The organism is Mycobacteriales bacterium, from assembly GCA_035995165.1.
In the GTDB taxonomy this organism is placed as follows: domain Bacteria; phylum Actinomycetota; class Actinomycetes; order Mycobacteriales; family CADCTP01; genus CADCTP01.
The window spans coordinates 74,444-85,947 of sequence record DASYKU010000050.1; the positions used below are offsets into that span (position 1 = coordinate 74,444).

7 protein-coding genes are annotated in these 11,504 nt (G+C 74.7%); 3 read left to right on the top strand and 4 right to left on the bottom strand.

Features of this window, described 5'->3' with window-relative positions:
* Positions 1-62: 62 nt before the first annotated feature.
* The 3 genes from VGP36_08785 to VGP36_08795 form a co-directional block, all read right to left on the bottom strand.
* Positions 63-1,523 carry an FAD-linked oxidase C-terminal domain-containing protein gene (locus VGP36_08785; protein ID HEV7654815.1) on the bottom strand — a complete coding sequence of 487 codons (1,461 nt, stop codon included), beginning with the start codon at positions 1,521-1,523 and terminating at the stop codon, positions 63-65.
* Positions 1,524-1,534: 11 nt separating this feature from the next.
* The gene (aceB, locus tag VGP36_08790; protein ID HEV7654816.1) at positions 1,535-3,133 is read right to left on the bottom strand and encodes a malate synthase A; all 1,599 of its coding nucleotides are present in this window, start codon (positions 3,131-3,133) and stop codon (positions 1,535-1,537) included.
* A 93-nt stretch (positions 3,134-3,226) separates the two neighbouring features.
* Positions 3,227-4,072 carry an aldo/keto reductase gene (locus tag VGP36_08795; protein ID HEV7654817.1) on the bottom strand — a complete coding sequence of 282 codons (846 nt, stop codon included), beginning with the start codon at positions 4,070-4,072 and terminating at the stop codon, positions 3,227-3,229.
* 109 nt (positions 4,073-4,181) lie between these two features.
* Here VGP36_08795 and VGP36_08800 point away from each other — a divergent pair, with 109 nt between their 5' ends.
* Entirely contained in the window at positions 4,182-6,323 is a 2,142-nt protein-coding gene (locus tag VGP36_08800; GenBank protein ID HEV7654818.1) for a sigma factor-like helix-turn-helix DNA-binding protein, read from the top strand.
* A gap of 160 nt (positions 6,324-6,483) precedes the next feature.
* Here the strand turns inward: VGP36_08800 and VGP36_08805 are convergent, their stop codons facing one another.
* The gene (locus VGP36_08805; GenBank protein HEV7654819.1) at positions 6,484-8,694 is read right to left on the bottom strand and encodes an MMPL family transporter; all 2,211 of its coding nucleotides are present in this window, start codon (positions 8,692-8,694) and stop codon (positions 6,484-6,486) included.
* 61 nt (positions 8,695-8,755) lie between these two features.
* Between VGP36_08805 and VGP36_08810 the strand changes: the two genes are divergently transcribed.
* Positions 8,756-10,129 carry a replication-associated recombination protein A gene (locus tag VGP36_08810; GenBank protein ID HEV7654820.1) on the top strand — a complete coding sequence of 458 codons (1,374 nt, stop codon included), beginning with the start codon at positions 8,756-8,758 and terminating at the stop codon, positions 10,127-10,129.
* A gap of 244 nt (positions 10,130-10,373) precedes the next feature.
* On the top strand, positions 10,374-11,504 hold a 1,131-nt coding region (locus VGP36_08815), incomplete at its 3' end, for a S8 family serine peptidase (protein ID HEV7654821.1).

Genomic DNA, 11,504 nt, shown 5'->3' on the forward strand with positions numbered 1-11,504 from the left:
ATTCGCCGGGTTCGCCGGCCGAGCGGTCAGCGCGGCCGGGCCGGGCGTGGTGGGACGGCTCATCAGAACTGCTCCGCCAGACCGGCCTCGACCAGCGGATGCGCCCCGCGGTGCCGGCCCGGCACCTCGCCGCACAGCCGCGGCGTCGGGAACACCTTGCCCGGGTTGGACAGGCCGTTCGGGTCGAACGCGCACCGCACCAGCTGCATCGTGTCCAGGTCGTCGGCGGTGAACATGTCCGGCATGTGCTTGGCCTTGTCCGCGCCGACGCCGTGCTCGCCGGTGATCGAGCCGCCGTGCTGCAGGCAGAGGTCGAGGATCTGGCCGGAGACCTTCTCGGCCGCCTCGGCCGCGCCGTCGACCGCGTCGTCGAAGAGCACCAGCGGGTGCAGGTTGCCGTCGCCGGCGTGGAAGACGTTGGCCACCCGGACCCCGGACTGGCCCGACAGGTCCGCGATCGCCCGCAGCACCTCCGGCAGCGCGGTCCGCGGGATCACCCCGTCCTGGACGATGTAGTCCGGGCTGATCCGGCCGACCGCGGCGAACGCGGACTTCCGGCCGCGCCAGATCAGCGCCCGCTCGGCGTCGTCGGCGGCGACCCGCAGCTCGAACGCCCCGGCCTGGTCGCACAGCCGCTTCACGTCTGCGAACTGGGCGTCCACTTCGGACGCCGGCCCGTCCAGCTCGACCACCAGCACGGCGCCCGCGCCCTCGGGGTATCCACAGTGGACGGCCTCCTCGGCCGCCTCGATCGCCAGCGCGTCCATCATCTCGACCGCGGCCGGGATGACCCCGGCGGCGATGATGGCCGAGACCGCCTGGCCGGCCGCGTCGGTGTCGTCGAAGCCGGCCAGCAGCGTCTCCACCGACTCCGGCGCCCGGGTCAGCTTCACGGTGACCCGGGTGGCGATGCCGAGCGTGCCCTCAGAACCGACGATCGTGCCGAGCAGGTCGTAGCCGGGGGAGTCCGGCGCCTTGCCGCCGATCTCGATCACGTTTCCGCTCGGGTCGACGAACTCGACGCCGAGCACGTGGTTGGTGGTGAAACCGTACTTCAGGCAGTGCGCGCCGCCGGAGTTCTCCGCGACGTTGCCGCCGATCGAGCAGACCTGCTGGCTCGACGGGTCCGGTGCGTAGTAGTAGCCGCCGGCCGCGGCCGCCCTGGTCACCTGCAGGTTGATCACGCCCGGCTCGACCACGGCCCGCTGGCCGTCCCGGTCGATCTCCAGGATCTCCCGCATCTGGGACATCACGATGAGGATGCCGTCGGCGTGCGGCAGCGCGCCGCCGGACAGCCCGGTGCCCGAGCCCCGGGCCACGAACGGCACCCCGGCGTCGTTGCAGGCCCGGACCGCCGCGGCGACGTCCGCGGTGGACCGGGCCAGCACGACCAGGCCCGGCACCACCTTGTAGTGGGCGAGCCCGTCGCACTCGTACGTACGCAGCTCCTGCCGGTCGTCGATCACCTTCTCGGTGCCCAGCTCCGTCCGCAGACGGCTCGCGAGCTCGGACAGACCGGCCATGGCAGCGCTCCCTACGGCATCCGCTCGTACGCGGGCAGGGTCAGGAATTCGGAGAAGTCGTCCGACAGCGCCATCTCGGAGAACAGCGCCGTCGCCTCGTCCCAGTTCCGCCCCGGTCCCTCGGTACGGACCTTGGCCAGCTCCTCGTCGATGAGCCGCTCGACCAGCTCGCGGGTCACGACCTGGCCGTCGGCGAGGGTGACGTCGTTGTGCAGCCACTGCCAGACCTGGGAGCGGGCGATCTCCGCGGTGGCCGCGTCCTCCATGAGGTTGAAGATCGCGACCGCGCCGCCGCCGCGCAGCCAGGACTCGAGGTACTGGATGCCGACGCTGATGTCGTTGCGCAGCCCGGCCTCGGTCACCTCGCCCGGGGTCGCGGCCACGTCCAGCAGCTGCTCGGCCGCGACGTGCACGTCCTCGCGCCGGCGGTCGAGCTGGTTCGGCTTGTCGCCGAGCACGGAGTCGAAGACCTCCTTGCACAGCGGCACCAGGTCCGGGTGCGCGACCCAGGAGCCGTCGAAGCCGTCGGTGGCCTCGCGGGTCTTGTCCTCCCGGACCTTGGTCATCGCGACGTCGTTGACCTCGGCGTCGCGGCGGCTCGGGATGAACGCGGCCATGCCGCCGATCGCGTGCGCCCCGCGCTGGTGGCAGGTGCTGACCAGCAGCTCGGTGTAGGCCCGCATGAACGGCGCGGTCATCGTCACCGAGTTGCGGTCCGGCAGCAGGAAGTCGCGGCCGCGGGTGCGGAACTTCTTGATCACCGAGAACAGGTAGTCCCAGCGGCCGGCGTTGAGCCCGGCGGAGTGGTCGCGCAGCTCGTAGAGGATCTCGCTCATCTCGAACGCGGCCGGGTAGGTCTCGATGAGCACCGTGGCCCGGATCGTGCCCGGCGGGATGCCGAGGAAGTCCTGGGCGGCGACGAAGACCTCGTTCCAGAGCCGGGCCTCGAGGTGGCTCTCCATCTTCGGCAGGTAGAAGTACGGACCCTTGCCGGCGTCGAGCAGCGCCTGCCCGTTGTGCGTCAGGTGCAGGGCGAAGTCGACCAGGCTGCCGGAGGTCTGCTCGCCGTCGACCAGGATGTGCTTCTCCGGCAGGTGCCAGCCACGGGGCCGGACCACGATCGTCGTGGACAGGTCGCGGACCTTGTAGTCCTTGCCCTCCGGCGAGGTGAAGTCCAGCGTCCCGGCCAGCGCGTCGCCGAGGTTCAGCGGACCATGCACGACGTTGCCCCAGTGCGGCGTGTTGGCGTCCTCCTGATCGGCCAGCCACACCTTCGCGCCCGAGTTCAGCGCGTTGATCGTCATCTTCTTCTCGGTCGGGCCGGTGATCTCCACCCGGCGGTCGACCAGGCCGGGCGCGGGCGGCGCCACCTGCCAGGTCGGGTCCTCCCGGATGTCCTTGGTCTCGGCCAGGAAGCCCAGGGTGGCGCCCCCCGCCAGCTGCGCGTACCGCTCCTGGCGGGCGTCCAGCAGCTGCCGGCGGCGGGCGTCGTAGCTGCGGTGGAGCAGGGCGACCAGGGCCAGCGCCCGATCGGTCAGCACCTCGCCGTACCGCTCGCCGGCTGGGCCGTCGACGACGACGCCGTCCGCGCTGCCGAGTGCCTGGGTCATGCGCCCTCCGGTTCCACTGTCTATGTCACGGACGTTAAGCATCCGCGGTTGCCGGGTCAACGAGTCGCGCGGCCAGGTGCGGTCCTGGTGCGCTCAGCGGAGCCTGGCCAGCTGGTCAGCGGTCAGCTCCAGCTCGGCGGCGGCCGCCGAGTCCCGGATCGTCTCCGGCCGGGACGACCCCGGGATCGGGATCACCGCCGGGGACTTCGCCATCATCCACGCCAGCGCCACCTGCTGCGGGCTGACATCCTGCTCGGCGGCGACCTCGGTGAACGCGCTGCCGGCGGACTCGCCCGCCTTGCCGGCCCCGCCGAGCGGGCCCCAGGGCAGGAACGCCAGCCCGAGCTCGCCGCAGAGGACCAGCTCGGGCTCGCCGGAGCGGAAGTTCGGCGCGTACTGGTTCTGGACGCTCACCAGGGCGTCGCCGCAGATGTCCAGGGCCTGCCGGATCTGGGCCTCGTCGGCGTTGCTGATACCGAGCATCCGGACCTTGCCGGCGTCGTGCAGCTCCTTCAGCGTCCCGATGGTGTCCGCGTACGGGACCGCCGGGTCGGGGCGGTGGTGCTGGTAGAGGTCGATCACGTCCACGCCGAGCGCGGTGAGGCTCGCGTCACAGGCCTGGCGCAGGTACGCCGGAGCGCCGTCGGTGAGCCAGGCACCCTTGAGGTCCCGGACGTGGCCGCCCTTGGTCGCGACCAGCACGTGCTCGGTGTCCCCGTACGCCTTCAGCGCCGTGGCGGTCAGCCGCTCGCCGTGACCCATCTCCGAGCCGTCCGCGCAGTACGCGTCGGCGGTGTCGATGAGCGTCACGCCGGCGTCGAGAGCCGCATGGATGGTACGGATCGCCTGGTCCTCGTCCGGCCGGTCGGCCAGCGAGAGCTGCATCTCGCCCAGGCCGATCGCGCTGACCTGGACCGGTCCGATGCTGCGGGTCCGCACACGTTCCTCCCGAAACTGGCTGTATACCGACGTTCGCGGTCGGCTCACCCCCTACCCTCTGCAGGTCGCGGCTACGCGGCTGCTCGGCTCCAGCGCCGGACGGGAGACCATGCGGGACGAGGACGGCTTTGCGGACTTCGCCTCGGCACGCTCCGAGGCGCTGCACAGGCAGGCGTACCTGCTGACCGGGTCGGCCGAGCGGGCCGCCAAGGTGACCGAGCGGGCGCTGGCCGACACCGGGCGGCGGTGGGACAAGCTCGGCGGCGCGGTCGCGGCCGAGGAGCACGCCCGCCGGGCGGTCGCGGCCGGGGCGGTGCGCTCGCGCGGGTCCGCGCCCGCGGTCGGGCAGACCGCGCTGGGCACGGCGCTGCCGACCGACGACGCCGGCGAGGCGGTCTGGCGGGCGCTGGCCGGGTTGCCGCCGCGGCGCCGCGCCGTGCTCGTCCTCCGGTACGACGAGGGGCTGGACGACGCCGCCGCCGGGGCCCGGCTGGGCGTGCCGGCCGCGACGGCGGCGGCCGAGGCGGAGGCCGGGCTCGCCGCCCTGCGCAGTCTCCTGCGCCGGCGCGGTCGGCCCGAGGACCTCCTCCCCGCCGCCCTCGCCGACCCCGCCCGGAACTGGCCCGGCGCCGCTGCCGCTGCGCCGGCCGAGGCGAGCGCCGCGGGCGGCGCCCGCACCCTGGCGGCCGAGGGCCTCCGGCAGGCCGAGGGCGTCCGGCAAACGGATGGCGTCCGGCAGGCCGATGGCGCCCGGCAGGCCGAGGGCGTCCGGCAAGCGGAGGGCGTCCGGCAAGCGGAGGGCGTCCGGCAGGCCGAGGGCGTCCGGCAAACGGAGGCCGCCGGACAAACGGCCGGCCGGCAGGCGGAGGCCGGGCGCGCCGTGCCGGGCGCGCCCGGCGCCGAGGTCCCCGCTGCCGACGGCGCGGGGGTCGCCGGCGCCGATGACGCCCGGGCGGCGCGGCCGGTCGCGGCGGTGGCGCCGAGCCGGCGGCGACGGCTGCTGCTCGCGGGCGGCGGGCTGGTCGCGGTGGTGGCGATCGGGGCGGCGGTGCTGATCCCGGTGCTGCACGACGACCCGGTGGCGGCGGCGCCGGGGCCGGTCCCGGCGACCACGGCCGACGGCGCCGGGCAGCTGGCCTGGGCCGCGCGCGGCCCGCTGACCGGGGATCAGGAGCTGCTGCGCACGGCGCTGCGGACCTGGCGCGACGGCGTACCGGCCCGGCAGAGCCCGGCGACCGCCGCGGTGCTCTACGCCGGCGCCCCCGACGGTGCCCGGACCGTGCTGCTGCAGGGGACCGACCCGGCCGGGCAGAGCTGGGTCGCCGAGGTGACCGAGGACGGCGGCGCACTGACGCTGCGCGGCACCGAGCCGCTGGGCCGGGCCGTGCCGCTGTTCGCGCTGACCAGCCGCGACCGGATCCGGCTGCTCGCCCCGCCGCCGGCCGGCGGCGCCACGACCGGGCTGGTCGCGGTCGACGGCACCACCGCCCGGTCGCTGGCGGTGGACCAGGACGGGCTGAGCGAGGCGGTCACGCCGCCCGCGGCCGGGCTGCGGGTCGTCGTCGCGGCCGGCGGTGTCGTGGCGTCCAGCGGCACCGTGCTGGCCGGCCGGCTCTCGCCGGTCACCGGTGCCGTCGAGCTCGACCGGCAGACCCTCGACCTGGGCCTGCCCACCGCCGTCGACCCGGCCTGGTACGCCGACGGCGCCCTGATCGGCAGCCGCCTGGCCGGCCCGGTCTCGGTCGCCGCGCTCGGGCCGGAGCGGACCACCGCGATCCGGGTCAACGGCCGGGCCCGCCGGGTGGACGCCCGCGCGTACGAGGCGGTCCGGGGCGGCACCCGCTACCTGGCCACCGTGGTCCGCATCGACGGGACGCCGACCTGCGTGGACACCGGCGAGACCGGTCCGGCCGAGGCCACGTCGACGCGGCCGCCGGTGCTGGTCAGCCGGTGCGTGCCGGCCAAGGCGGCGGAGGGGCTGGTGCTGGCGGTCGCCGGCGGCGGGGTCCGTACGGTCCGGGTCCGGTTGGCGGCGGCATCCCCGGCCCGGCCGGCCGCGCCGGGGATGCCCGCGACGCCGGCCCGGGCGGCGCGGGTGCTGACCGTGAGCGGCAACAGCGGCTCGGGCCTGGTCGGCCTGGCCAAGGTGCCGGGGCTGACCGCCGCCGCGGTCCCGGTCGAGGCCCGCACCGGCTCCGGCCGGGTCGTCGCCCGCTACACCCTGCCCGCCTACCGCGGCCCCAAGGCCTGACCCGCCAGCCGCGCCGGCAGGAGCCGCCGACCGGCCCCTCAGGGACGCCCGCCAACCCGGTCGGGAACCCCCGCCGAGCGGCCGCGTCGGGGGAGCCGTCGACAGCCGCGTCGGTGGGTCCGACGGCCAGGCCGCAGCCGGGGGAGGGCTGGGCGGGAGATCAGTCGCGGGTGCGGGCGATCGTGCCGTCGGCGGTGATGCGGAGCTCGTCGTCGGCGCCCTCGGCGCGGTGCCGGCCGGCGGTCTCGAGCTCCCGCCGAGGCGCCGGCACGACGCCGCCCTCGCGTACCCCGATCCGGGCGTGCAACCGGCGCAGCGGCCCCGGCGCCCACCAGTTCAGGTCGCCGAGCAGCGTCATCGTGGCCGGCACCAGCAGGCAGCGCACCAGCGTCGCGTCCACCACGACCGCCACCGCCAGCGCGAAGCCCATCTCCTTGATCCCGAGCATCCGCCCGGCCGCGAACCCGCAGAACACGATCACGATCAGCAGCGCGGCCGAGGTGATGATCCGCCCGCTGCGCTGCAGCCCGACCCGGACCGCCTCGTCGTTGCGGAGGCCGGCGTCGTACAGCTCCTTGATCCGGGCCAGCAGGAAGACCTCGTAGTCCATCGAGACGCCGAAGGCGAAGGCGAACACGATCACCGGCACCCAGGTCTCGATCGCCCCGGGTGAGGTGAACCCGAGCAGCCCCTCCAGGTGCCCCTGCTGGAACACCCAGACCAGCGACCCGAACGTCGCCCCGAGCGAGATCGTGTTCATCACCAGCGCCTTGAGCGGCACCAGCACCGAGCCGGTCATGAGGAACAGCAGCACGAACAACGCGATCGCGATCACCCCGAACGCCCACGGCAGCCGGTCCCACAGCGCCCCGGAGAAGTCGATCAGCACGGCCGCGTCCCCGGTCACCCAGCTCTGGAACGGCGGCCGGTCCGCCCGCAGCTGGTGGACCAGCCGGGTGGCCGCGTCCCCCTGGGAGGTGCCGGTCGGGGTGATGTCCACCGACGAGTACGCCGACCCGCCCAGCCGCGAGGCCGTCCCGACCCCGGCCACGTCGGCCCGGTCGACCCGCCCGGCCAGCCCGGCCACGTACGCGTCGAGCTGCTGCGGCGTCGCCCGCGCCAGCACGGTGACCGGGCTGGTCCCCATCCCGGGGAACCGTACGGTCAGGTTCTGCTCGACCTGCACGCTCTCGAACGAGTCCGGCAGCAGCGCACCGCCGCCGTTCTCCAGCCGCAGCGAGAGCAGCGGCGTCCCGGCCACCAGCAGCAGCGCGGCCACCCCGATCGCGACCGGCCAGGCCCGCCGCTGCACCCCGCCGGCCAGCCGGGAGAAGAACCCGTGCTCGGGCGCGGTCCCGCGGGCGACCGAGATCCGGCCGCCGACCAGCGAGAGCAGCGCCGGCACCAGCGTCAGCGCCGCGAGCAGCGCGACCACCACGACCGCCGACCCGGCCGCCCCGATGGCCCGGAAGGTCGGGTCGTCGAACACCATCAGCGCGGCCAGCGAGACCGCGACGGTCAGCGCCGAGAACGCGATCGTCCGGCCGGCCGTGGCCGTGGTCCGCTCGATCGCGGCCGGCACGGACAGGCCGCCGCCCCGCTCCTCGCGGAACCGGCTGACGATCAGCAGCGCGTAGTCGATCGAGATGCCGAGCCCGAGCAGCGTCGTCACCGGCACGGTGTTCGGGTCCAGTGTGAGGAACGCGGAGAACCCGAGCAGGCACAGGAACGCGCCGCCGATCGCCGCGACCGCCCCGATCAGCGGCAGCAGCGCAGCCAGCAGCCCGGCGAAGATCACCACCATCACGATCAGCGTGATCGGCAGCGAGACCACCTCGGCCTGCCGGGTGTCGGCCGCGACCTGCTGGTTGATCTCCCGGTCGAGCAGCGGGTCGCCGCCCATCTTCACGCTCGCGCCGGGCAGCTGCCGGGTCAGCTCCCGCAGCCGGACGGAGGCCGCGTCGATCGCCGAGTCCCGGTCGGACCGGGGGAGGTCCCGGTCCAGGTCGACCACGACGACGGCCCCGCGCCCGTCGGTGGCGACCAGCCCCGGGACCGCGTACGGGTCGACGACGCGGCCCACGTGCGGCTGCGTGGCGACGTCCCGGGCGGCCGCGGTGATCGCAGCCCGCACCTGCGGGTCGGCGACGGGCACGTCGTCGACCAGCCCGACCACCCGCCCGCCGTACGTCGCGTTGTCGCTGATCAGGTGGAACGCCTGGACCGACTCGAGCCGGTCGCTGGCCTGGGTGGTCCGCAACCCGGCGAAGACCGGGCCGCTGGCCAGCCCGCCCGCGGCGACCAGCACCACCCATCCCAGGAGCACCAGCCACCGCCGCCGCACGCAGAAGCGGCCGATCGCACCGAACACGTCCCCCAGCATCCCGGACGGGACGTACAGGGCGGGTGAGACGCGGCGGTACCGTCGTGCCGTGACGCTGTTCGACGCCGCGGCGGAGGAGGCCACGGCCGCGACCGCGCCGCTGGCCGTCCGGATGCGCCCGCGCACGCTGGACGAGATCGTCGGCCAGCGCCACCTGCTCGGGCCGGGTACGCCGCTGCGCCGGCTCGTCGAGGGCGACGCCCCGATGTCGCTGATCCTCTGGGGCCCGCCCGGCACCGGCAAGACCACGATCGCGCACGTCGTCTCGCAGGCGACCCGGCGCAGGTTCGTGCCGCTCTCCGCGCTGAACGCCGGGGTCAAGGAGGTCCGCGAGGTCATCGCCGGGGCCAAGCGGGACCTCGGCATGTCCGGCGCGCAGACCGTGCTGTTCATCGACGAGGTGCACCGCTTCTCCAAGACCCAGCAGGACTCGCTGCTCGGCGCGGTGGAGGACCGGGTGGTCACGCTGGTCGCGGCGACGACCGAGAACCCGTTCTTCTCGATCGTGTCGCCGCTGCTGTCCCGCTCGTTGCTGCTCACCCTGGAGCCACTGACCGACGAGGACCTCAAGGTCCTGATCCGCCGGGCGCTGGCCGAGGAGCGCGGTCTCGGCGGGACGCTGGCCCTGGACGCGGACGCCGGCGACCACCTGCTGCGGATCGCGGGGGGCGACGCCCGGCGGGCGCTGACCGCGCTGGAGGCGGGCGCGGGCGCGGCCCAGGCCAAGGGCGAGGACCGGATCACGCTGGAGACGCTGGAGACGGCGGTCGACCGGGCCGCGGTCCGCTACGACCGGGACGGCGACCAGCACTACGACGTGGCCAGCGCGTTCATCAAGTCGATGCGCGGCTCGGACGTCGACGCGGCGCTGCACTACCTGGCCCGGATGATCGAGGCGGGGGAGGACGCGCGCTTCATCGCCCGCCGGATCATGATCCTGGCCAGCGAGGACATCGGCGAGGCCGACCCGACCGCGCTGCCGCTGGCCGTCGCCGCGGCCCAGGCGACCCAGCTGGTCGGGCTGCCCGAGGCCGGCATCATCCTGTCCCAGGCGGTGATCCACTGCGCGCTGGCGCCGAAGTCGAACGCGGTGGTGGCGGCGCTCGGCGCGGCCCAGGCCGACGTACGGGCAGGCCTGGCCGGGCCGGTGCCGGGCCACCTGCGGGACGCGCACTACGCCGGGGCGAAGAAGATCGACCACGGCAAGGGCTACCGGTACGCGCACGACTTCCCCGGCGGCGTCGCCCAGCAGCAGTACGCGCCGGACACGATCGCGGGCCGGGACTACTACGCCCCGACCGACCACGGCGCCGAGCGTGGCGCCGGCGAACGCCTCGCTCACCTGCGCGCCACCCTGCGCGGGACGCGAGCGGAGACCACCGACGGTCGCGGAACCGATCCCGCAACCGGCGACGGTTCGTGACCGCCTTGCGGCCGACCGGGTGAACCCTTCAGCTGAATACGACCGAACGGCCGCAGAGTTCCCCGATCTGCTGGCGGGCAGGCAAAGAGTCCGCTAAGTAGTCGAGCACGGCGTCCGTGCGGTTCCCCAAATCCGCACCCGTCGGCCGCGGCCCACCCGGTCCGCGGCGCCGACTCCACGTCCTGGGGGCTCACCGGCCCCGTTCGGGGCGTGCTGTCACCGGTCCCGTACGGAAGGACGACCGTTGGCTTCCTCACTTCTCCGGCGGCGGACACAGCTGTCCGCCTTGCTCGGTGCGGCCGCTCTGGTCGCCGGGCTGGCCTCGGCCCAGGTGGCCCAGGCCGCCCCGGCCCCGGCCGCGGCCCAGACCAAGGCCACCTACCTCGTCCAGCTGGCCGACGCGCCGGCCGCCGGTTACACCGGCGGCGTCGCGGGCTACGCCGGGACCAAGCCGGCCGTCGGCACCAAGATCGACGCCGCCGCGCCCGCCGTCGCCCGCTACCGCGGCTACCTCAAGGGCCGCCAGGACGGCGTGCTCAGGGCCGCCCGCAGCGCGACCGCCCTGCACCGCTACTCCGTCACGTTCAACGGCTTCGCCGCCAGCATGACCACCGGCGACGCGGCCACGCTGGCCCGCACGCCCGGCGTCAAGGCCGTGATCAAGGACGAGAAGCGCAAGCTCGACACCACCCGGACGCCGGAGTTCCTCGGGCTGACCAAGAAGGGCGGCATCTGGGACCAGCTCGGCGGCCCGAAGCGGGACGCGGGCGCCGGTGTCGTGGTCGCCGACCTCGACTCGGGCCTCTGGCCGGAGAACCCGTCGGTCAAGCCGCTGGTCCGGCCCAAGGCGGTGCCCCAGTTCTCCGGCACCTGCCAGACCGGTGAGCAGTGGGACGCCTCCGACTGCACGACCAAGGTGATCGGCGCGCGGTTCTACACCGCCGGCGCGAACGCCGCCCTGGGTGACATCAAGACCGTCTTCCCGTACGAGTACCTCTCGGCCCGGGACGCGGACGGCCACGGCACCCACACCGCCACCACCGCCGCGGGCAACTTCAACGTGCCGGTGACCGTCGCGGGCGCGCCGTTCGGCAACGCCAGCGGCATGGCCCCGAACGCGCGGCTGGCCGTCTACAAGATCTGCTGGGGCCGCGGCGAGCCGGAGGCCGGCTGCTACACCTCCGACAGCGTGCAGGCGATCGAGGACGCGACCACCGACGGCGCGGACGTGATCAACTACTCCATCTCCGGCAGCACGAACAGCTCGGTCGACGCGGTCGAGCTCGCGTTCTTCGGCGCGGCCCAGGCGGGCGTGTTCGTGTCCACCTCGGCCGGCAACGAGGGTCCGGGCGCCTCCTCGGTCGCGCACAACACC

Excerpts from the sequence above, each read along its gene's own strand:
- VGP36_08785 (HEV7654815.1), bottom strand. The coding sequence starts at position 1,523 with ATGGCCGGTCTGTCCGAGCTCGCGAGCCGTCTGCGGACGGAGCTGGGC.
- aceB (HEV7654816.1), bottom strand. The coding sequence starts at position 3,133 with ATGACCCAGGCACTCGGCAGCGCGGACGGCGTCGTCGTCGACGGCCCA.
- VGP36_08800 (HEV7654818.1), top strand. The coding sequence starts at position 4,182 with ATGCGGGACGAGGACGGCTTTGCGGACTTCGCCTCGGCACGCTCCGAG.